The sequence below is a fragment of the Psychrobacillus sp. BL-248-WT-3 genome, from assembly GCF_012843435.1.
Lineage (GTDB): Bacteria > Bacillota > Bacilli > Bacillales_A > Planococcaceae > Psychrobacillus.
In genome coordinates this window covers 1-21,156 of record NZ_JABAFC010000031.1, presented here as the reverse complement: position 1 = coordinate 21,156, position 21,156 = coordinate 1, and the positions used below count along the sequence as shown (strand labels likewise).

Annotated in this window: 21 protein-coding genes and 2 riboswitches; of the genes, 8 read left to right on the top strand and 13 right to left on the bottom strand. The window is 37.6% G+C overall.

Annotated elements, in window-relative coordinates:
• Positions 1–324: 324 nt before the first annotated feature.
• Positions 325–1,689: an aspartate kinase gene (locus tag HF876_RS14275; RefSeq protein WP_169360720.1), complete on the top strand. Its 1,365-nt coding sequence runs from the start codon at positions 325–327 to the stop codon at positions 1,687–1,689.
• Between the two features lie 217 nt (positions 1,690–1,906).
• Positions 1,907–2,395 carry a DinB family protein gene (locus HF876_RS14270; RefSeq protein WP_169360719.1) on the top strand — a complete coding sequence of 163 codons (489 nt, stop codon included), beginning with the start codon at positions 1,907–1,909 and terminating at the stop codon, positions 2,393–2,395.
• A 774-nt stretch (positions 2,396–3,169) separates the two neighbouring features.
• Here HF876_RS14270 and HF876_RS14265 read toward each other — a convergent pair.
• From HF876_RS14265 to HF876_RS14230, 8 genes are all read right to left on the bottom strand, one after another.
• Positions 3,170–3,631, bottom strand: coding sequence for an SRPBCC family protein (locus HF876_RS14265; RefSeq protein WP_169360718.1), 462 nt, complete (start codon positions 3,629–3,631; stop codon positions 3,170–3,172).
• Between the two features lie 11 nt (positions 3,632–3,642).
• The gene (locus HF876_RS19385; protein ID WP_240949776.1) at positions 3,643–4,620 is read right to left on the bottom strand and encodes a GNAT family N-acetyltransferase; all 978 of its coding nucleotides are present in this window, start codon (positions 4,618–4,620) and stop codon (positions 3,643–3,645) included.
• A gap of 433 nt (positions 4,621–5,053) precedes the next feature.
• The gene (locus tag HF876_RS14255; RefSeq protein WP_169360717.1) at positions 5,054–6,343 is read right to left on the bottom strand and encodes an MDR family MFS transporter; all 1,290 of its coding nucleotides are present in this window, start codon (positions 6,341–6,343) and stop codon (positions 5,054–5,056) included.
• A gap of 151 nt (positions 6,344–6,494) precedes the next feature.
• Complete coding sequence (locus HF876_RS14250) at positions 6,495–6,812, bottom strand: YbjQ family protein (RefSeq protein ID WP_169360716.1); 318 nt, start codon at positions 6,810–6,812, stop codon at positions 6,495–6,497.
• 74 nt (positions 6,813–6,886) lie between these two features.
• Positions 6,887–8,170: a nucleobase:cation symporter-2 family protein gene (locus tag HF876_RS14245; RefSeq protein WP_169360715.1), complete on the bottom strand. Its 1,284-nt coding sequence runs from the start codon at positions 8,168–8,170 to the stop codon at positions 6,887–6,889.
• Positions 8,163–8,753 carry a xanthine phosphoribosyltransferase gene (locus HF876_RS14240; RefSeq protein ID WP_169360714.1) on the bottom strand — a complete coding sequence of 197 codons (591 nt, stop codon included), beginning with the start codon at positions 8,751–8,753 and terminating at the stop codon, positions 8,163–8,165. Before HF876_RS14240 ends, HF876_RS14245 begins: the two co-directional genes overlap by 8 nt.
• 129 nt (positions 8,754–8,882) lie before the next feature.
• Positions 8,883–8,984, bottom strand: a riboswitch (purine riboswitch).
• A gap of 187 nt (positions 8,985–9,171) precedes the next feature.
• Positions 9,172–9,993 carry a hypothetical protein gene (locus HF876_RS14235; protein WP_169360713.1) on the bottom strand — a complete coding sequence of 274 codons (822 nt, stop codon included), beginning with the start codon at positions 9,991–9,993 and terminating at the stop codon, positions 9,172–9,174.
• Between the two features lie 313 nt (positions 9,994–10,306).
• Positions 10,307–10,597, bottom strand: a complete 291-nt coding sequence (locus HF876_RS14230) for a hypothetical protein (RefSeq protein ID WP_169360712.1) — start codon at positions 10,595–10,597, stop codon at positions 10,307–10,309.
• A 74-nt stretch (positions 10,598–10,671) separates the two neighbouring features.
• On the opposite strand from HF876_RS14230, the gene HF876_RS14225 reads away from it, so the two are divergent.
• Complete coding sequence (locus tag HF876_RS14225; RefSeq protein ID WP_169360711.1) at positions 10,672–11,334, top strand: HAD family hydrolase; 663 nt, start codon at positions 10,672–10,674, stop codon at positions 11,332–11,334.
• Here the strand turns inward: HF876_RS14225 and HF876_RS14220 are convergent.
• From HF876_RS14220 to HF876_RS14210, 3 genes are read right to left on the bottom strand one after another with little or no spacing between them, the layout of a single operon-like run.
• Positions 11,327–12,235, bottom strand: a complete 909-nt coding sequence (locus tag HF876_RS14220) for a methyl-accepting chemotaxis protein (protein WP_169360710.1) — start codon at positions 12,233–12,235, stop codon at positions 11,327–11,329. The two genes, HF876_RS14225 and HF876_RS14220, sit on opposite strands and share 8 nt — an antisense overlap.
• Positions 12,236–12,255: 20 nt before the next feature.
• Positions 12,256–13,347: an NAD(P)/FAD-dependent oxidoreductase gene (locus HF876_RS14215; RefSeq protein ID WP_169360709.1), complete on the bottom strand. Its 1,092-nt coding sequence runs from the start codon at positions 13,345–13,347 to the stop codon at positions 12,256–12,258.
• A 3-nt stretch (positions 13,348–13,350) separates the two neighbouring features.
• Entirely contained in the window at positions 13,351–14,385 is a 1,035-nt protein-coding gene (locus HF876_RS14210) for a S66 family peptidase (RefSeq protein ID WP_169360708.1), read from the bottom strand.
• 112 nt (positions 14,386–14,497) lie between these two features.
• Here HF876_RS14210 and ypfJ point away from each other — a divergent pair, with 112 nt between their 5' ends.
• The 3 genes from ypfJ to HF876_RS14195 all read left to right on the top strand — a co-directional run bounded on the left by ypfJ (position 14,498) and on the right by HF876_RS14195 (position 17,092).
• Positions 14,498–15,349 carry a KPN_02809 family neutral zinc metallopeptidase gene (gene ypfJ, locus HF876_RS14205; RefSeq protein WP_169360707.1) on the top strand — a complete coding sequence of 284 codons (852 nt, stop codon included), beginning with the start codon at positions 14,498–14,500 and terminating at the stop codon, positions 15,347–15,349.
• Positions 15,350–15,505: 156 nt separating this feature from the next.
• On the top strand, positions 15,506–16,354 hold the full coding sequence (gene dapF, locus HF876_RS14200) for a diaminopimelate epimerase (protein WP_205964116.1): 849 nt from the start codon (positions 15,506–15,508) through the stop codon (positions 16,352–16,354).
• A 180-nt stretch (positions 16,355–16,534) separates the two neighbouring features.
• A complete protein-coding gene (locus HF876_RS14195; RefSeq protein WP_240949775.1) occupies positions 16,535–17,092 on the top strand; it encodes a 3D domain-containing protein in 558 nt (185 codons plus the stop codon).
• A 495-nt stretch (positions 17,093–17,587) separates the two neighbouring features.
• Here HF876_RS14195 and HF876_RS14190 read toward each other — a convergent pair whose 3' ends face one another.
• On the bottom strand, positions 17,588–18,214 hold the full coding sequence (locus HF876_RS14190; RefSeq protein ID WP_169360706.1) for an NUDIX hydrolase: 627 nt from the start codon (positions 18,212–18,214) through the stop codon (positions 17,588–17,590).
• Between the two features lie 112 nt (positions 18,215–18,326).
• On the opposite strand from HF876_RS14190, the gene HF876_RS14185 reads away from it, so the two are divergent.
• Entirely contained in the window at positions 18,327–19,136 is an 810-nt protein-coding gene (locus HF876_RS14185) for a polysaccharide deacetylase family protein (protein WP_169360705.1), read from the top strand.
• A 137-nt stretch (positions 19,137–19,273) separates the two neighbouring features.
• Positions 19,274–19,318, top strand: a riboswitch (PreQ1 riboswitch).
• A 6-nt stretch (positions 19,319–19,324) separates the two neighbouring features.
• Complete coding sequence (locus tag HF876_RS14180; protein ID WP_169360704.1) at positions 19,325–19,837, top strand: QueT transporter family protein; 513 nt, start codon at positions 19,325–19,327, stop codon at positions 19,835–19,837.
• 35 nt (positions 19,838–19,872) lie between these two features.
• On the opposite strand, the gene HF876_RS14175 is transcribed toward HF876_RS14180, so the two are convergent.
• Positions 19,873–20,850 (bottom strand): ring-cleaving dioxygenase, encoded by a 978-nt coding sequence (locus HF876_RS14175; protein ID WP_169360703.1) that lies wholly within the window; start codon positions 20,848–20,850, stop codon positions 19,873–19,875.
• Positions 20,851–21,156 lie beyond the last annotated feature (306 nt).

Below are 21,156 nucleotides of genomic sequence, written 5' to 3'. Positions count from 1 at the left end.
GTCAATATAGTTTGAAAACTTGAAAACGCTATCATTTTATTACATCGTATATAAACGTTGATATTATGCTATTTTAAAAAATTAAAAATATTTATTATTCGTATATAAAATGATTCAAGATGGACAATCCGTTGTTTTATTTAATTAATTAACCTAATTACGAACAATAATATAATTAATCACAGAATCATACACTTATATGAAATATTTTTTATTAAATATTGACTAACGTATTGACGAATATGATTAATATTTGTACACTGTATAAAATCATTTGTTTTTCCCATAAATACAATTAATCGAAAATAGTAAGGATTTGATGAGATGATCGTAAGTAAATTTGGAGGAACATCGGTAGCGAGCGCAGAACAAATTAAAAAGGTTGCTGAAATCGTAAAGGCTAATTCTAAAAGAAAATACGTAGTCGTTTCAGCACCAGGCAAACGTTTTGAACAAGATAAAAAAGTGACCGATTTATTAATAAACCTAGGCAACGCTGCCTTACATGGTGAAAATGTAGAGCCTAGCCTTGAGGCTGTGTTAAATCGCTACAAGGAAATTGCTCTAGGTTTAGACTTAGATTTACTCATTTGTGATGTAATTGAAGAGGATTTACGTTCAAGGCTATCTATGAAACAAGAAAATCATAGTTTATTTATGGATTCCTTAAAAGCAAGCGGAGAGGATAATAATGCGAAGCTTATTTCTACTTATTTCACAAGCATCGGAATTCCAGCTAGATACATGTGTCCTAAGTCAGCAGGTCTGTTAATAAATGACTTACCCGAGCGGGCAATGGCACTCCCGGAGGCTTATCAAAACCTCCATACGAGTCTAAAAAATACTAGTGAAGTGATTGTTTTCCCTGGATTTTTTGGTTATACAAAAAAGGGCTTACTACGGACTTTTGATAGAGGTGGATCAGATATAACCGGATCCATATTAGCAGCCTCTATTCAAGCTGAGCTTTACGAAAACTTTACCGACGTGGATTCTGTTTTTTGTGCAAATCCGAAAGTAGTTAACTGTCCTGTGGAAATAGAGGAAATCACATACCGAGAAATGCGTGAGCTTTCGTATGCCGGTTTCTCTGTATTCCACGATGAAGCATTAATGCCGGTATACAAGGCTAAAATTCCGGTATGCATTAAAAACACGAATAACCCCTCTGCACCTGGCACCAAGATTGTCTCATCCAGAAAAGTGAATCGAAGACCTATAACTGGGATTTCAGCTGATAGTGGATTCTCTATACTATACGTCAGTAAGTATTTGATGAACCGAGAGATCGGTTTTGGCCGCAAGCTACTTCAAATTCTAGAGGAAGAGCATATTTCCTATGAGCATACTCCTTCAGGTTTAGATGATATATCTGTGATTTTTCGAAGCCACCAGCTAACACCCGAAAAAGAGGACAGAATAGTAAAGAGGGTTAAGGAGGAATTACACGCAGAAGATGCCCATTTCCGACATGAGTTCTCCATGATTGTAGTCGTTGGAGAGGGCATGAACAATAGCACCGGCCTAGCAGCTAGAGCTGCCACAGCCATTGCTCGAACTGGAGCTAACATTGAAATGATTAACCAAGGATCGTCAGAGGTCAGCCTTTCCTTTGGTGTTCATCAAAGCAATGAAAACAAAATTCTTCGAGAACTTTATCAGGAGTTTTTTGCTCCTGTGATAGTATGATGTGACTTCCTAGAAATTTCAAAAGTCTCAGAAATTTTACCATTCGTAAAATTTCTGAGACTTTTTTATTATGACTATGTTAAAGATATGGTTAGATTTTTGTAGGGCAGAATTGTGTTAAATGTTACATTTAAACTCACGTGAGAAGGTAGTTTAAGAAGGAATCTAGTTCGAAATAGAGAATATAAAGGTATGACATCTATAAGGGGTGGGTATAGTGACTCAAAACGAATATGAATGGGTTAGACAGACTCGAATGACACTTCTTGACTTTTGTAGTGAACTAGATCCAAGTGACTTTACTCAAGAAAATAACTTTGGTTGGCAAAGTGTAAGAGACACGCTGGTTCACATAGCAGACTGTTATCATGCTTGGCTTGGCTCATTTGTTTTATTGAAAACAAAGAAACCTCTCACTTCAAAGGAAAAACTGTTGGAACTCGGTTGGAATGAAATAAAAGTACACTTTGAACAAGTAGATTCTTATGTAAATGAGGTATTTGAAGTATTCGCACAACAAATGGATAAGCCGATTAAGAGGCAGATTCCTTGGAGAGAAGGAGGAGAACCGATATCAATGACACCTCGTAAATTGCTCATGCATACAATCACTCATGAATTCCATCACAAAGGACAGATTATGGCTATGGCACGCCAGATGGGGTATGAACCTCCTAATACAGATGTGTTAGGAACAGTAGATTAGAGGCGATTATATGTGGTACTTTCTAATAGTATGCTTTAGAAAACATGACCCTCATTTCGGTTGTCTGTTGTTATGTCCAAAACATTAACTTTGCTCCATTAAGAATCGTATCCAATATACAAATATAGATTTAGAGAAAAAACAAGTTACAGGGGAATAAAATATGGCTATGTTAAAGGGTAGGGTTGATTTATGATGCAAAGAAATCTTAAATCAGAGAGTAGAATTGATTTCCGCCCCAGCCGGACGCTTTCCTCGGGGTGAGCGATAAGCCATCACCCATCGCTTACGCGCGTGGTTGTGATGTCTTATCTGTCTCACTCATCCCGTAGGAGTCGCCGTCTGGTGCTCCAATCAATAAATGGGAACAGCTTTGGCATCATAAAGCGCTAATAAATTTACTCGCATAAACAAAGCTAAAAACTGTCACCAACCCCAATTTCATCATCTATTTATGTTCTTAATAGCCATTTGAAAGTTTCTTATTATAATGTTTACAGTCACTATTAAAAAATTTTATTTAATTGCCAGTGTTTCTGATACAGATTTTCCTCGTTCTAGAAAAATTTACGACAATGACCCCATAATTTACTACAATCCATCTTTACTTTACGACAATCAACCAATAGATTACTACAATCACTCAGCAACTCTTTCGTTCTAGAAAAATTTACGACAATGACACCATAATTTACTACAATCCAGCCTTACTTTACGACAATCAACCCGTAGATTACTACAATCCACAAGTCGCTCTCTCTTTCTAGCGACTTATTAGCATTGCTGGATTTCTTTACTTTCCTCTTTGTATACTAGACCCTCCTCCAAGTACACCTTTAGGAGTGTTAAAGTTTCTCCCCAGCCAACTGCACAGTTTAGGCAGGCCTTTATATCGTTGTCTGAATTGGAATAGCCTGTTTCCTTAAATACAACAAGTGTCCCATCTCGATAAGGTTCTAATTTAAATTCAATTGTTGTAACACTTTCTCCTGGAGTCCATTGAAAAATGAAGGATTTATTCGGAATGGTCTCCAATATCTTACCGCCATCCACTAAATCCTTTTTGTCCTTACCTAAGCCAGTCCATTTCAAACGTATCTCACCAGTTCCATCTGACTCTTGATGTATTGATGTTTGATCAGTAAACCAAGCGTTCCATCCTTCTGCCGTTGTTAGTGTATCAAATACTCTAACAATACTTTCCTTAATGTATACTTGATGATCGATTTCTGGCATCGGTATTCCTCCTATAAAGGTTGTAATTGGCTAAGTCCTGAATGTTTTTCATAAGAAATTATAGTCATGTTATCGTTAATCTTTTTCTGTTCTCCTGTACGTACATAGCCCATTTTTTCATATAAATAGCAGTTTTTTTCTTCTTGGAGAATGGTATCGAGCTCCCAGCTAGTCACTTCAGGATAGATCATTTCTAGCCGTGTCATTACCTGTTGAGCCAAACCCTTTCCTTGAAAGCTTTCTAATATATTGATCATATGCAAACGCATTGTTTGCGATGATTTTTTGTACACATGTACACTACCTGCTAATTCATCCTCTACTATAATTTTATAAAAGATACCTTGATGCAAGCGTTCTTGAAATCGTTCAAAGGTTTGTAATACAGGAGTAGTTTGATGATCCTCATATTTTTTATAAAGTGGCAGGAATACTTGTTTTTGAATTTCATATAGCACTTGCGCATCTTCTATTGTTGCTTTTCTTAAGCTAATTTTTGATGCTATTATGTCAAATACATTGTCTAATATATGATAAGCAATAAACTCTCCAAGCTTCACCATTTCTTTTATTTCCTGAATCGTTGCCCATTTAGCATCTGCCACTTCTTCATATTGAAGCTTTAAATCCTCTTTCTCTACATTTTGTTTTATTAAATAATTATCATCGAAGCCTCGTAAGAATTTAACTGTGAATAAAACCTCTGCTTGCTCCATATTTATATCAATTCCCAGCTCTTCCTTTGTTTCACGGACCGCAGCCATTTCTGAGGTCTCTCCAGTTAATACAGATCCTGCAGCGGCACAATCCCACATATTTGGCCAGCCTGTTTTCCAAGCCTGACGTTTTTGTATTAAAAGCTGTCCTTCATCATTCATGATCCAAACATGGACAACTTCATGAAAGACCCCCTCTTCCATTTCTTCTCCACGGATATGAGTTTTTCCTGTTTTCTCTCTGTAATGATTAAACGTATCCCATACTTCCATTTTCCCACCAGCCTTGTCATTGTTTAGAATAGTTTATCATAAATCTATTGACCTTCAATAAAAAATATGATATATTATAGGTTGTTAACAATTTAGGTAGAACATAAAAAAGAAATTTGGCATTCTACAAACGTGTTTTTGAACATACTTATTCACACTGGAGCGATTATAGGGTCGCAAGGACGTAAAAGAAGGTAGGGTTTACGTTGCTTAGGTTAGAAGACAACCAGTGGAACAATTTACCGCGGCATTGAAAGCTTAAACCTTTCATGGAAATTATTCACCGAACATTCGGGATGAAATTTAAAAATTCAAAGATTATGTTTTACCTCATACAAATCAAGGGCTGGTCTCCAATGGAGATCAGCCCTTGTCCAATTTATTGGAGAATATAAAGTTACCCCGATGTATCTCTAATACGTCGGGGCTGTTTTTATAATTCGCTACTTTTCGCTAGACTATTTTGTCTTTTGTAGTATTCCTTAAACGTTAGTAGATAGATAAATCCGCTGAGTAATGCCAAAACAGCAAGTAGAACAAACGTCCACGTGAAGCCAACCCATGTGACAAGCGGCAGAACAAGCGGTGCTATCGTTCTCCCTATAGTATATCTTAAGCTAGCGGCCGCAAAGTACTGTCCACGCATATCCTCTGGTGCTAGCTTAGATACAAAGCTTTCCTGCAATCCTACTGTTGCTAGTTCTCCTAAAGTAAATACAGCCATAGCAAACACGAATACCCAGAAGTTAGCCGTCATAGGGAAGATGAGCATGGCAATCGCATATAAGAGCGACGACAAGAAGAATACTTTGTGCTCCGGATACTTCGTCATCCAACGAGTGACAAACACGGTGAAAATAACTACTAATAAGCCGTTTTCAGATAAAAGTATACCGAAGGAGCCTGCTCCAGTTACCGCCCATTCACGACCAAATAGGTTGCCAAGAACTTGAACATCAATTGCTTCCTTCATATAGACAGGAATTAGCATATCCAACTGCATATATGTCTGGGCTAGCAAGATTCCCGCAATGATAAATAGGAAAAATACTTTGTCCTTAACAATTAGTCCATATGCTTTTATTTGATTAATAACTACTTGAACCCAACCGTTTCCACCACTTTCTTTTAATTGCTGCTTTACCTCATCTGGTAATGTTTCCTCTGTTAGGAAACGTAGTGCTAATCCTACTAGACAGAAGATAACGCCTGATATTAGAAGCAATAAGAAACGATGGTTAAAGAATAAAACAGCTCCCACTATAGGTCCAATGACAACCGAAATATTAATAGATGTATAAAATACAGAAAATACCGTACTTCTATCCTTTTCTGGCACAACATCAGCAACAATTGCCTGACTTGCAGGGTGATAAAATGATCCGCACATACCCGCTATCGTAAATGCGACAAAGCTAAGCATTGGTGAATCATACCAAGGAGAATTAGCAAAGGCAAATAAAATAAAAGCAAAACCTTCTGCGGTTGCAGAGAAAAATAACATCGTCCTTCTACCGAATCGATCCGCACAATAACCCCCGATTAAATTTGCTCCAACAGAAAACACTTGGGATAAGACCAGCAATACCCCTGCCATACTAGCCCCGAATTCATCTGCAAAATAGATAGCTAAAAACGGAAAGACCATCCAAAAGCTTAAATTACTAAAAAATTCACCAAACAAACGAACCTGTAAACTACGATTCCAATCTCTAATTCTCATGATGTTGACCTCACCTAGTATTATTCTTGCAAATCCATATATTATTTCGACTTACGTAATAGTTATTTAAATAGTACTATAGTATAAAAAAAGAACTCTCAAAAAAAGTCGTAAACCCTAGGCTGGGTTTACGACTTTTGACTTTAACTAATCAGTCCCTATATGTAACTGCAGTACCTGTAGCTACACACATCATCATGCCCTCACGGATTGTTTCAAAGTCTAAATCTACACCAATTACAGCATTAGCTCCAAGCTTACTAGCAAGAGTCTTCATATCCTCTATAGCTATTTCTCGGCCTTGAGATAGCTTATTTTCATAAGCAGAGCTTCTTCCTCCTACTATATCTGTTACTGAGGCAAAAAGATCTCGTACAACATTTGCTCCCATAATAGCTTCTCCAGACACGATGCCGTGATATGTTTCAATTGTCTTTCCCTCAATGGTAGGCGTTGTAGTTACTAACATAAACATTCCTCCAATAATTGTAGTTACCTTTATCATACAACACTATCAGTTTATAAGCATTTATTATTCTGAATCTACTGTTTTTTCTTTCTAGTAGGTAGCATATTGAACAATATATTCAATACGATTGCCGTGAAGCTTCCCGCTACAATACCATTACTTGTTAAGATTCGGACACTCTCTGGTAAGGATATGAATAAGTCAGGAACAACCGTCACACCTAGACCTATACCAATGGAGCACGCGATGATCATAGCGTTATCAGGTGAATTCGAATCGGAAATAATGGTGCTTAGCATTTTAATTCCTTGTGAGATTATCATCCCAAACATTGCAATCATCGCCCCGCCTAGGACAGCCTCTGGAATGATTGTAGTAAGTGAAGATATCTTTGGGATAAACCCTAGAAATATTAGCATACCTCCCGCAATATAAATAACCTTGCGTGTTTTAACCCCAGAAATCTGCATGAGTCCTACATTTTGTGAAAATGTAGTATATGGGAATGAGTTAAAGAATCCACCTAATACCACTGCAATCCCTTCAGCTCGGTAACCTTTTGTTAAATCTTTCTTCTCTATTTTTTTCCCAAGCATATCCCCAAGTGCAAAATATACCCCTGTTGATTCTACTAACGAAACGATAGCTACTAGAGTCATCGTAAGAATAGGAGACCATTCAAATGTAGGCATTCCAAAATACAAAGGCTGAATCATATGAAAAACGTCTGCTTCTTTCACAGCGGTAAAATCTAAAATACCCATAAAATAAGCAGCAACCGTTCCACCAATAATACCTATTAATATAGAAATAGCTTTAACGAATCCTGTGGAAAATCTGTATAGTAAAACGATAAAAATTAGCGTACCAAATGACAATAATACGTTTTGAATAGAACCGAAATCTTCTGCACCTTGTCCTCCACCCATGTTATTAATAGCAACAGGAATTAGAGTAATTCCAATAATAGTAACAACTGAGCCGGTTACTACTGGTGGGAAAAATCGAACTAACTTACCAAAAAAACCACTGATCAAAATAACAATAATACCAGAAACAATAATTGCTCCGTAAATAGCAGATATTCCATAATCCCCACCGATTGCAATCATTGGTCCCACTGCTGTAAATGTACATCCTAAAACTACTGGTAAACCAATCCCAAAAAATCTATTGCTCATTACCTGTAAAATAGTTGCAACTCCGGACATTAAAATATCGATTGCAACTAAATAGGTTAACTCCTCTGAGCTGAGCCCAAGAGCCCCTCCTACTATAAGAGGTACAATAACTGCTCCTGCATACATTGCTAATACGTGCTGTAAGCCAAGTGTGGTGTTTTTAAATATATTATTCATATGTAGGTGCACCTTCTAAAAATTCTACTTTGCCATCTTCCAAGGATTGAATAATGGCTAGTGATTCTACGCGAATACCTTTTTCGCGAATCAATTTCCCACCAGGCTGGAAACCTTTTTCAATAACAATACCTACACCAGCAGTAGTAGCTCCTGCTTGCTCGATAATTTCAAGTAATCCAAGGACAGCTTGTCCATTTGCTAGGAAGTCATCGATGATTAATACAGTTTCTCCTTCTTGCAGGAAATCTTTTGAGACAGAAATATCGCTAGTAATATTTTTTGTAAAGGAATGTACCTGTGACGTCAATAAGTTTTCAGACAGAGTTACAGATTTGCTTTTCCTCGCAAATACAACAGGAACCCCAAGTTCAAGGCCCGCAAACATAGAAGGTGCAATCCCAGAAGACTCAATCGTCAAGATTTTTGTTATTCCCGCTTCCTTATAACGATTGGCTATTTCTTCACCAATAGCCTTAATCACAACAGGATCAATTTGATGATTTAAAAAAGCATCCACCTTTAAAACGTCCTTTGATAAAACCTTGCCTACTTCTACAATTTTATCCTTTAATAACTTCACTTGGATTCCTTCTTTCCTCATATTTGGATACAAAAAAACTCGAATGACAAAGCCCCACCCTAAGAGTGGAGCAATGGCATTCGAGTTATAAATCGAATAATAAAATAAATGGTACACAAAGTGTCCCAATCATTTAACCATGCCACTCATAGTCGACTTCTTTACGGTAAGTCGGTAGAAACTTGCAGGCCATATCCCTGCTATTATACGAGTATACGAAATTTGATTGTTCTCATTATAGCACGGTAAAATTCTTTTACAATAATGAGTGTAAAAGTTCAATCATTCTTAAAATTCTGTTCATAATCATTATTATTACAGGTGTCTATGCTTTCTTTGGTTCTTCTTCTAATCTTTATCATAAAAAAAGGAACACCATAAGCGATGTCCTTGAAAATAAATTTATATGATAGGGAAACTATTCTTCTCTTGGCTTTACAGACCCCTGCATTATATCCATTTGCATCAACCTGGATAGCATCACATCCAAATTATTCAGCAACTTCTCGGCAGTGATGTTCAACTCGTTAAAAGAGTACTCTGGCCGGCCATGCATTCCATAACTATAGGTTTGCTGTGTTCCATACATTTGATGCTCATTCTTTGATAATTCTCTTCGTTGAAACGAGACAGTTAGCTCATCTATACCCACAAAGTATCTATGGGTTGCTATATCCCTATAATCTTTTAATAATCTTATATCTTCGTGGATGGTATCAGCATAAGCAATGGACAAAATACCTGCTACTTCATTAATTTCCTCATGTGACAGCCATCCCGCCTTCTCAACACGAGACTCTAAAGCAAGCATAATTGTTCTGTAATCAACACGCCTTACATTTGAAACCAATTCTCGTTGAGCGAGCTCATTAATCATAACAGCCACATAATCTAAGAGAGAGATAATTCTTGGAATGACAGTTCGAAAATAATAATTCTTCACTTCGAATTTCCAATAGTTGCTCCAGCCAATGTCACCTTTCCCTCTTAGTTCGGCTTCAATTTTATAAGCAGCTTGAGCATAGTAGTGGGTCTTCACAAGCTCACGAAATGCTTCAGAAATGGAATAGAGATAGCCTTGACATAACATTTCTTTCACTGGTGCCAGGCCCTCCATTGCTATTTCATATTGTAAGGTTTTAAACTTAGAAGTAAGCAGCATTACAGAATACTCTTTATGCCACTTTAACAAATAAGGCTGCATCTTTTTCATATCTTCATTTAATAATTGTTCATCCATGTATTACACCCCCTGTCCCAAGTTTAGCATAGGGGTATTATAGTAGGTTGAAAACCAACTGTATGATTGAAAATAATACAGTCAGAAATTCAGAACCTCTATAGAATTATCTTAATATAAAAGGAAATATTAGTTGTTCGGAGTGAAGGCGGCGACTCCTAGGGGACAAGCGCGTGGGAGAGACTACAGGCTCGACCCGTGCCCCCAGGAAAGCGTCCGCCGTAGCGGAGAACAACTGCTCCGAAGTAGGCATAAAAATAAAGCAGTTCAAATTTTGAGGTGGGTTTTGACCCATGCTCTTTACTAGTTTGGATTATTTATAAGATGATTTTAATGTTTTGAAGGCCTCTATAAAATAAGCAGGATTTTCTTTAATGTTGTAGGAAAAGACACCTTGATTGGTATGCAGATATAGTATTCCTGCTCCATACGAAAAGGGCTTATAGGATATATCATGAACATTTTGAAACTTAAATTGATGTTGAGCCGAGACAATTGCCATTCCGTCCATCTGCAGAGTAAAGCTAGACTCTATATGCTGCATCTGAAAATAGAAATCGATTTCTCTCTTAACTTCGATATAAATGATAGTATATTCACTCAAAATGGCACCTCCTATAACACTTAATAGTGTAACATGTTTTTATATAATCATTAAACCATAAGGAGTGATGTCGTTTGATAAGAGCAGTGCTTTTTGATTTAGATGGGACTTTGTTAAACAGAGAGGAATCTTTAAAGAAATTTATTAGCTGGCAATATAATATGCTCCACACTCATTTAGGTCATATTCCAAAGGAAAAATTCTGTAGTCGTTTTATAGAGTTAGATGATCGAGGCTATAAGTGGAAGGATTTTGTTTATAAAACCCTAATACAAGAATTTAACATAAAGGATATAACAGAAATGGAATTATTAAATCATTACATAACCAACTTCCATTCGTATTGTGTACCATTTTCAAATCTATTATCCATGCTGGCTCAATTAAAAAAACTGTCCCTGTCGCTTGGAATGATCAGCAACGGAAAAGGACAGTTTCAAATGGACAACATTGTTTCTTTAGGAATCAGACCCTATTTTAAAACTATATTAATCTCAGAGTGGGAGGACATGAAAAAACCAGACCCTCGGATCTTTGAAAAGGCTCTTAGACAGCTTAATGTTAACGCTGAAGAAGCTGTCTATATAGGCGATCATCCTATAAATGACATAACTGCCGCCAAAAATGTTGGACTTCATACGATATGGAAAAGAGACATGTATTGGCCTGACGCTAATGCCGACTACACGATAGACAATTTGGATGAAATTCCGTTTCTTCTAAACAAAATTAGATAAGCTTGCTAAATTCTTTAGTCTGATGCTCCAGTTTTTCAGAAGCAGTTGAAATATCCTTAAACTCTTCTAGTGCAGTTCTTATTTCCTCTTGGCTTTTTTCGATAACCGTCTGCGAGTGACTATTGCTCGCAGTTACCTTATCAACTTGTTTAGCTATTCCTTCAATATTCTCTCTTACTTCTACGATTGAAGCCTCGACTCTACCAGCCAGCTTACGCACTTCTTGAGCGACAACGTTGAATCCACGGCCGTGCTCTCCAGCTCGTGCTGCCTCAATAGCAGCATTTAATGCTAGTAAGTTCGTTTGTGCTGCAATCTCTCTGATAGTTTGAACAATCCCTTTAACTGAATCTGCCTGTTTTTGAAGGCTTTCTAATGTATTTGTATTTTCTCTAGAACCAGCAGCAATTTCATCTATTCTTTCTAGAAGGTCTTCGCTTCTTTTAATCCCCACTTCGGCACGATTACTCAATTCTTCAGACATATGATTTAATTCTTCTGTAACACCCATTAGAATTTGATGACGTCCCGTTACGTTAGTAGCGACTTTGGTAACCCCAAGCACCTTGCCGTTCCCCCCAAAAATAGGCATATAAGAAGCTTCTAAAAACACACTATTGCCATGTTTATCTTTTCTTTCTACCTTATCGAAAAATGACTTACCCGCAAACAGATCCTTCCAAAGCTTTTCGTATGCCGGGCTGTTCACAAAATCTGGAAAACAGAATTCTCTGTGATGCATGCCTTTTACTTCACTTACAGTATAGTTAAGTTCTTTTGCAAAATTTTCATTAACATACGCCACACGACGGTTCATATCAAAACGAATAATCGCCAAGTTTTTTTCTAGCGCCTCTACCACGGTCATATCATTAACTTCTTCTGTTTGTATGTAACTCATTTTTCTTCCCCCACGCCCTTTTAATTGGGTGTATATTTTTCTAAATCTAGTATCGTTTCTCTTCCTAACACTAGCTTGGCTAGCTCTGAACCAACAAATGGCCCAGCCGTTAAACCAGATGCCCCAAGACCGTTCGCAAAATAAAAACCGTTCTGTCCCTCCAGCTTACCAAACACAGGTAGAAAATCTGGAGTATACGGACGAAAGCCTACTCTTACTTCCTTTATTTTCTCATCTTTTAGGCTTTTTGCAATACTTATTGCATTATCAAGCAGTTCTTTTTTCCCTTCCTCAGTCACTTGAGAATCATACCCAGTATTTTCTTCATAGGTAGATCCGGCAACCACTTTCCCATTTTCAAAAGATAGCATATATTGATTAGTTGGAGGTAGGACTACTGGCCATTCCCCCGTAGACATATCATTCTCCAATTGAAAATGCATTATTTGAGCCTTCTGAAAGGTCACGTTTAGATCTAAGCCTAACGTGGATGGAATCTCATTCCCCCAAGCACCAGCCGTTAATATAACAGCCTCTGCATCTGTCCGTACTCCATCGATCCATAATTCATTGTTCTTCCAGACAGCTTCTCCATACACTATCTCTGCGCCTAGCTTTTTAGCTCCATTGATCAGAGCATCCCTCATAGCCTTGCCATCTACCCTTGCTCCCCCTTCTACGAAAAGAGCATGCCATTCACCTGAAATAATAGGAAACTTTTCTTTCGTTTCTTCGGGAGAAAGGATTTTTAGCTCTCCTATTTCTGGAGCATCCATTCTTTTTTCCAACGCTCTCTCTAACATCTTTCGCAGCTTCTTTTCATCATTCTGTAAAGCAATCGCACCTACCTGCTTATACCCGGTAGCATTTTCCCCTAATTCCTCTAGCTCTGCTACTAGTTGCTTATAGTATTTGGCACCATTTTTTACAAGCTCATACCATTTCTTATTTCTCCTTTGGGAAATCCAGGGACATATTATACCCGCTGCTGCAGCGGAAGCTTGCCCCTTGTCCTGGCGATCCACCAAAGTTACTTTCACACCAAACTTTGCGAGATGAAAAGCGGTAGAAGCACCTAAGATTCCACCGCCTACTACTACATAAGAAGACATCTATCACTCAACTCCACTATCTATAATCGAAAACTTAACTTCCTCACAATTAATCTCTGCCATTGCCCCATATGGAATGACAAACTTAGGCTCTGTATGACCAAAGTTTAAATTATATAAAACTGGCAATTCATTTAATCCAAGCTCATGTAAAATGGTAGCAATGGATTCTTTGTATTCTTCATAATACTTTTCGTGCTGAGGCTTTGCAAAAATAATACCGTTTACCTCTTGTAGTATTCCTTGGGTTCCGTAATTTCTTAGCCAATATTCAATGTTAGCTGGAATAGGAAGATCCTCTGACGTTTCGAAAAACAATATGGAATCCTTAAAATATGCTTTATCTGGCCAAAGTGAGGTACCTTTCGCAAACTCCAACACTTCAATACATCCACCAATTAGTCTTCCTTGTGCAATGCCTTTTCCCTGTAGCAATTCATATCCTTTATTATCTTCATTCATTTCTCGGCTGATGTGCTTATTTTCAATAACCCATTCTAATCTTTGACTAGTCCAGACTGGTGACGGTTTAATTTCACCAATCACTTCATTAGAGAAAAGTGTTTTTTTAATCGACTCCACGGTATACTCATGCATCTGCACATTCTCTGCAAAGTCAGTTAGAATAGCTGGGCCATAAAAGGAAGAAATACCAGCCTTATGGCAAAATAAATGCGTAATAGTAGCATCTGAAAACCCTATAAAAACTTTAGGATTCTCGCGGATTACATCAAAGTCTATGTAAGGGAGTAATCGTATGCTCTCACTACCTCCGATATTGGATACTATCCCCTTAATAGAAGGATCCTTAAAGGCATTCATCAAATCCTCAGCTCGAGCCTGAGGGTTTTCATATAAATAAGCTGCTCCCTTTAAGCTATTTGGCATAGCTACTACCTCTAAACCAAATACATTTTTTAATCTTTCCACCCCTTGCTCATATCTCCACCTTAATTCAGGCTCACCTGCTCCGCCCCACGACAAACTAATTGTTGCGACTTTATCTCCACGTTGAAGCATTTTAGGTTTTGTTAACATGATCCTATCCCCCCCTTCCTTTATTATAATTCAAACCCCATCATTTGGATGCCTATTCTTTTTGCTAAATGGGTATAAGAAGATAGAAGACATGAAATAGGTGGTGTGGAGCATGAAATATAAAGGTCGTGCACGTAGTTCGAATGTAGAAGATCGTCGCGGTATGAGTGGCGGTAAAGCAATAGCTGGCATTGGTGGCGGCTTTGGTTTAATCATTATACTTCTAGTTACGCTGCTCGGAGGAAATCCCGAGGAGCTCTTAGGAAGTTTAAATGGAAATGAAGCAACTACTAGCTCTGTCCCTTATGAGGAAACGGCAGAGGAACAAGAACTCGTCGAATTTGTTTCAGTCGTTTTAGCAGACACAGAAAAGGTGTGGACGAAAATTTTTCAAGAAAATGGACTTACATATGAGGAACCAACACTTGTTTTATACACAAATAGTATAAATTCTGCATGTGGTACAGCTGGTGCTTCTGTAGGACCGTTTTACTGTCCAGGAGATCAAAAGCTTTACATAGACTTGAGTTTTTATAAGGAGCTCCAAACACAGTTCGAGGCTCCAGGGGATTTTGCTATGGCATACGTCATAGCTCATGAGGTTGGTCATCATGTACAAACCCTATTAGGAAAAAGCAACGAGTTAGCTTCCCTAAGACAACAGTTAAGCGAAGAGGAATACAATCAATATTCTGTTCGCTTTGAGCTACAAGCTGATTATTATTCTGGAGTTTGGGCAAAGCATGCGCAAGGAATGGACTTATTGGAGGAAGGTGACTTAGAGGAAGCACTAACAGCTGCAAGTGCTGTTGGAGACGACACTATTCAGAAGAAAGCCCGAGGCTATGTGGTACCGGAAAGCTTTACTCACGGTACGTCGGAACAACGGAAGCAATGGTTTTATAAAGGCTTTGAAAACGGAACTATTAAAGGCGGAGACACATTTAATATTAAAAACCCATAAATAACTACCTAAGCCCAATAGCTATGATGCATTGGGTTTTTATTTGTAAAGAAAAGCATTATAAAAATATGTTGACACTATTTAGAATATTTATTGACCACCTTTCTCCCTAATTCTATAATAAAACAAATTGCCAAATGGAAGAAGGTTATAAAAATGATGATACCTTTTACGAAAATGCATGGCTGTGGAAACGATTATATTTATATCAATTGCTTTGAGAATGAAATAGAAAATCCTGAATTGTTAAGCAAGAAAGTATCCGACCGTCATTTCGGTATTGGTGGAGACGGTATTGTTTTAATCTGTCCTTCTGAAGTGGCTGATGCTAAAATGCGAATGTTTAATATAGATGGAAGTGAAGGAAAAATGTGCGGTAATGCCATTCGCTGTGTAGCTAAATATATATATGACAACGACATTGTCCCAAAAGAGATTTTAAAAATAGAAACACTAAGCGGGGTTAAAATAATTGAATTGCATATAGAAAATGGTGTGATGCATTCTGCCACTGTGGATATGGGGCAAGCAATATTGGACCCTGCTGAAATCCCTGTGGATCTACGCGGTAACCAATCTGAAGGGTTTGTGTTCCCTCTTACTATCGATAATGAGACCTATGCTATTACCCCAGTATCTATGGGTAATCCACATGGAGTAATATTTACTAATGACGTACTTTCATTAGATCTTCCCACTATTGGGCCTAAATTCGAGCATCATCCTATGTTTCCAGCCGGTGTAAATACGGAATTCATTGAAATTGAAAATAGGAATTCACTTAAAATGCGTGTTTGGGAACGAGGAAGCGGTGAAACATTGGCTTGTGGAACCGGAGCTTGTGCTGCAGTGGTTGCCTCCGTATTAAATGGTTACTGCGAGAAGAATACCGATGTGATTGTAAAGCTCCTTGGTGGAGAGCTCATCATTCGCTATACAGAGGACACAGTTTATATGACAGGTCCTGCGACTACCGTCTTTACAGGTCTTATAGAACTCTCATAGCCACAACATACTATATATAAATTAGTAAAAAATAGACTTATAACCTAATAAGTTTCATCTAACCACGAAATTTAACAGAAAATACTGTCAATTGTAACGATAATGGAAATTCATTGTAATCAACCTGTAACATTTAACTGCTACTATATGTTTAGACTAAATAGCAGGGGGATAGTGTATTTGAAGAGAATCTTAGGAACACTTATCATAACGATTGTACTATTGGTCAGCGGAGTAAATGTTGCTTTTGCCGCAACCACGACTCACTCAGTAAAAAAAGGAGAAACTTTATATACGATTTCTAAAACGTACAAAGTTTCCGTTAACAACTTAAAAACATGGAATAAATTAACTACAGATAAGATTAAGCCTAATCAAAAACTAACTATTGCTGCTCCAGCAAAAAAAGAAAAATCTAAAACACCATCTAGATCTAACGACAAAGTAACAAAAGAAATTACCGTTTCAGCAAGTGCATTTACTGCAAACTGTAATGGCTGCTCTGGTATCACTAGCTCTGGTATTAATCTAAAGAAAAATCCAGATGTAAAAGTAATAGCTGTTGACCCAAGTATTATTCCAATTGGGACAAAAGTACACGTAGAAGGCTACGGTTATGCAATCGCAGGCGATACGGGAGGAGCAATTAAAGGCAACAAAATTGATGTATTTTTCCCTACTAAGAACGAGGCTTACAAATGGGGACGCAAAAATGTAACGGTTAAAATATTGGAATAGGATTTAAAAAGCATTGAATAGCGTTGACTACAGACACTCAAAGAGATTTGAACGTGTTTGTAGTCTTTTTTATGTCTATGTTAAAGGTAAAAGTTGATTTTAAATACACATAAAAAATGAGCTAGGATATTTTCTCCTGGCTCATTTTACTTTAATATTATTTTTGACTAACGCACCCTTTATCCAATTTTCTTCTGATTAACTTCTAGTATTTTCTTTAAGGTAGAATGAATATTTTGGAGGCTAATTAAAATAAATCCAAGCATAATAAATGTCACTATTTCCCCTGTAAATATTGAGACTATCGCTATTATTAAAGCATATATCCCATATAGGTAGCCTTTCATTTTATATCACCTCGCCAGTTAAACATTCCAATTATTTTAAAACTTTTTCTTAAACTAAAATACCGTGTGAGTTTAAGTGTAACATTCTTTTTTCGGTTACTTCTACCATTGTGAACAATCAAATTTATTTATTATGGATTCCCTAAATTCATTCAGTAACCCTTAGCTTTTCCTCTATTCTCTCTAGAACTTTTTCAAAATAATCTAATGGATGAGGCACAAAGTTGCCCTTACCTACATTTTTTTCTATACTACACCTTACTCCTTGCTCGTTGATCAATATTCCTTCTATCTTAATAGATTCTACGTTACCTTTCCATAACCCCATAAAAGAAGAAAACTCAGTTCTAACAATTCCCGCTACCTCTTCTGTTTGTAATGTAAATGCATCCCATGTAGGAGTAGCTTTATAAACAAAGTTATGAGCAAACTCCTTATCGATTAACTCCTCTGAGATAATCGTGTAGCCTATTACCCCTAAGGACTCCAGCTCCCTAAAAGCCACTTCGATCCCTAGTTCCTCTTCTACCTCTCTTACCCCGTCTTCTACTGATTCTATTGATAACAGATGACCAGCTGCCGTAATATCCAATAAGCTTGGGTAATCTTTTTTCTTATCACTCCTTAGCTGGAGATAGATGTAATCCACTCCTTCTTCTCTACAGACAATCCAGCAATGAAAGGTTTCATGCCAAAGTCCTAACCTATGTATTTCCTCACGAGTAGCCACTCCCGTAACATTTCCTCTATGGTCGAACGTTTTCAGCATTTCCATGTGAAGACCCCTTTTAAAATAATCATTTTTTATTCTATATGTTGTTTGAGTTGAATATATTTAAATATTGCAGTCATATAAAACTCGTAGAAAGAAAATAGGTGATTCCAATATGATAAAGCTTCTATTATCCTTCAGTCTGACATTACTAGTTTTTATTCTACCATTTCCATCGGTTAGTCTCGCTACTGAAAGCAATTCATCTGTGGATCATACAGTTGTAGAAAAACATATTAACAGATTATTAAATAAGAAAATAGAAGATAGCCGTCCTCCCGTCCCACCCTCACCAAAGAAAGCTAACGTTTACTTAACCTTTGATGATGGGCCAAATAAGTTTACAACTATTAACCTTCAAACCCTTAAGCAATACGAGGTTAGTGGCACATTCTTTTTTTTAGGAAAGCATATGAAGGAACATGAATCCATTGTGAAAGCTGTAGCAAAAAATGGGCATTATATTGGGACTCATAGCATGACGCATGACAAGACTAAGGTTTACAAAAACGCAGAAGCCTTTATACAAGAAATTAATAGCGGGGTTAGCCTGATCGAGCAGATGACGGGGCACAATCCAAGGCTGATTCGTGTACCTTACGGAAGCAAGCCACATGTAACAACAGCCATGCAGGACAAACTTATTAAACAAGACTATAAGCTTTGGGATTGGGATGTGGACTCTAACGACTGGAGATACACTGATAAGCAGTATAAAGAAATTGTTAAAAACGTTCAGTTGGAAACAGAGAAAGCGTACAAATCGGGTGACAAAGACATTATTATACTCCTTCATGATAGAAGCCAAACTACTAAGGCACTCCCTCTTATTATTGAATGGCTCCAAGAGGAAGGCTACACACTTAAAACATATGAAGAAGAAAGGCATATAGTTCAAAATTTCCTTCGTGACAAATCATTATAAAAGACAACTTAAACCATGAGTGGTCCCAGCCTATTCATGGTTTTTTTTATTTCCCATGCTAATCTTTAAATTACCTTTATGTTGGAACTTCTTGACATCCTACCTCTATTAGCCTATTATTATGGATTGTTCGATAAATTAACGTGGTTCGAGAACCTCCCACGGTAAAAAACTAAGGAGAAATGAATATGAACATAAAAACGATGGCTACGAGCGGGATTATTGCAGCTTTATATGTGGCTGTATCTATGCTAGTGGCACCCTTTGCATTCGGTGCTTTTCAGTTTCGGATATCCGAGATGTTTAATCACCTAATAGTATTTAACAAAAAGTATTTCTTTGGTATTGTGATTGGAGTATTTATTACCAACCTGTTTTCCACTTTGGGGCTTTACGATTTAACCTTTGGTGTAGGTCATTCCATCATCACTTTATCTATTAGTATAATCATAGGAAAATTTGTAAAAAATAAGCTATGGCATATGATTTTAAACACCATTTTATTTACATTTACTATGTTTATCATCGCAATCGAGCTGCATCTTGCATTCAATATTGAACTATATTTTGATTTCGATATTGCTAATCCTTTTTATTACACTTGGTATACAGTCGCTTTAGGTGAATTTGTAGTTATGGCAGTAGGTATTCCATTAATGCTTGCCTTAAATAAACGCTTAAAATTTAAGGAACTCATATAAAAAAGTAGAGCCCTCCGTTATGGAGGGCTCTTACTTTATTCCTTTACAAACTCAATCGTGCTTCTTACTGTATCTATAGGTCTCACTAAGCCTTCGATTTGAGCACGTTTCGACTCTAAAAATGGTGGCAAGGAAAGCTTTTCTCCTAAGGTTTCATAGGGCTCGTCACCCATGAATCCAGGACCGTCAGTCGCAAACTCAAATAATATTCCATTCGCCACTCTCGCATATAGGGATTGGAAGAAAAAGCGATCTACGAATCCCGATGTATTGAATCCAAAGCTTTCCATTCGCTCTGTCCACTCATCTAAAACCGCTCTGTCTTCTACGCGGAATGCCGCATGATGCACTGTTCCAAAGCCTTGACGACCAGGTGGAAGAACAACATTCTTTTCTACAATCACCTGTGCTCCGTTTCCACCTTCTCCAACCTCAAACAAGTGAAAATCTCCATCCTGGGCAATCTCTTTAAACAGTAATACCTTTTCTAAAACTTCTTTCATATAGTCAAACTGTGCAATTCGAATGTGGATCGGTCCTAGTCCAGTAATGGCATGCTCTAAAGGGATAGGCCCTTTTTTCCAAGGTGTTCCTGATTCCACTCCTGTATTATACTCATCAGAAATTAATTGATATTGCTGGTCGTCAAAGTCAACAAAAGAGAGAACCTTCACTCCGAACTGCTCCTGTATACCACTGTGTTTAACGTTCAAGCGATCAAATCGTTTAACCCAGTAATGGAGGGAATCATCCGTCGGAACGCGAAAGGACGTTTTGAATATTTCATCCGTTCCATGTGTACCTTTTGGAATTCCCGGAAAATCAAAAAATGTCATGTCTGTCCCTGCTCCACCAACATCATCTGCAAAAAACAAATGATACGTTTGAATATCGTCTTGATTCACCGTTTTCTTTACTAATCGCATTCCTAATACGTATGTGAAAAATCGATAGTTTTCTTCTGCACTGCTCGTAATTGCCGTTACATGGTGTAATCCCTTTAAATGATTCATATATGGTAAACCTCCTGTTTTATCTCTAATTTAAATATCTTTAATTCGAGATAATTTTATCATGTAAAAAAATAGAAGTCAATCAGAAAAGCATAGGCGCCTATCCTGCCCCGACAGGCAAATGGGAAAAAGCGAGGAGGCAGGTCCTCAGCCACCGCAGCTTTTTTCCATTTGACCCCGAGGGGCTAGGCGCCGGAGCTAGACAATCAGAAAAGCATAGGCGCCTATCCCTGCCCCGACAGGCAAATGGGAAAAAGCGAGGAGGCAGGTCCTCAGCCACCGCAGCTTTTTTCCATTTGACCCCGA

What these genes read in the sequence shown, in the direction of transcription:
- HF876_RS14180 (WP_169360704.1), top strand. Translation starts at nt 19,325, where the DNA reads ATGAACATAAAAACGATGGCTACGAGCGGGATTATTGCAGCTTTATAT.
- ypfJ (WP_169360707.1), top strand. Translation starts at nt 14,498, where the DNA reads ATGAAATATAAAGGTCGTGCACGTAGTTCGAATGTAGAAGATCGTCGC.
- HF876_RS14265 (WP_169360718.1), bottom strand. Translation starts at nt 3,631, where the DNA reads ATGCCAGAAATCGATCATCAAGTATACATTAAGGAAAGTATTGTTAGA.
- HF876_RS14255 (WP_169360717.1), bottom strand. Translation starts at nt 6,343, where the DNA reads ATGAGAATTAGAGATTGGAATCGTAGTTTACAGGTTCGTTTGTTTGGT.
- HF876_RS14220 (WP_169360710.1), bottom strand. Translation starts at nt 12,235, where the DNA reads ATGAGTTACATACAAACAGAAGAAGTTAATGATATGACCGTGGTAGAG.
- HF876_RS14235 (WP_169360713.1), bottom strand. Translation starts at nt 9,993, where the DNA reads ATGGATGAACAATTATTAAATGAAGATATGAAAAAGATGCAGCCTTAT.
- HF876_RS14190 (WP_169360706.1), bottom strand. Translation starts at nt 18,214, where the DNA reads ATGGAAATGCTGAAAACGTTCGACCATAGAGGAAATGTTACGGGAGTG.
- HF876_RS14245 (WP_169360715.1), bottom strand. Translation starts at nt 8,170, where the DNA reads ATGAATAATATATTTAAAAACACCACACTTGGCTTACAGCACGTATTA.
- HF876_RS14250 (WP_169360716.1), bottom strand. Translation starts at nt 6,812, where the DNA reads ATGTTAGTAACTACAACGCCTACCATTGAGGGAAAGACAATTGAAACA.
- HF876_RS19385 (WP_240949776.1), bottom strand. Translation starts at nt 4,620, where the DNA reads ATGGAAGTATGGGATACGTTTAATCATTACAGAGAGAAAACAGGAAAA.
- HF876_RS14210 (WP_169360708.1), bottom strand. Translation starts at nt 14,385, where the DNA reads ATGTTAACAAAACCTAAAATGCTTCAACGTGGAGATAAAGTCGCAACA.
- HF876_RS14275 (WP_169360720.1), top strand. Translation starts at nt 325, where the DNA reads ATGATCGTAAGTAAATTTGGAGGAACATCGGTAGCGAGCGCAGAACAA.
- HF876_RS14175 (WP_169360703.1), bottom strand. Translation starts at nt 20,850, where the DNA reads ATGAATCATTTAAAGGGATTACACCATGTAACGGCAATTACGAGCAGT.
- HF876_RS14185 (WP_169360705.1), top strand. Translation starts at nt 18,327, where the DNA reads ATGATAAAGCTTCTATTATCCTTCAGTCTGACATTACTAGTTTTTATT.
- HF876_RS14215 (WP_169360709.1), bottom strand. Translation starts at nt 13,347, where the DNA reads ATGTCTTCTTATGTAGTAGTAGGCGGTGGAATCTTAGGTGCTTCTACC.
- dapF (WP_205964116.1), top strand. Translation starts at nt 15,506, where the DNA reads ATGATGATACCTTTTACGAAAATGCATGGCTGTGGAAACGATTATATT.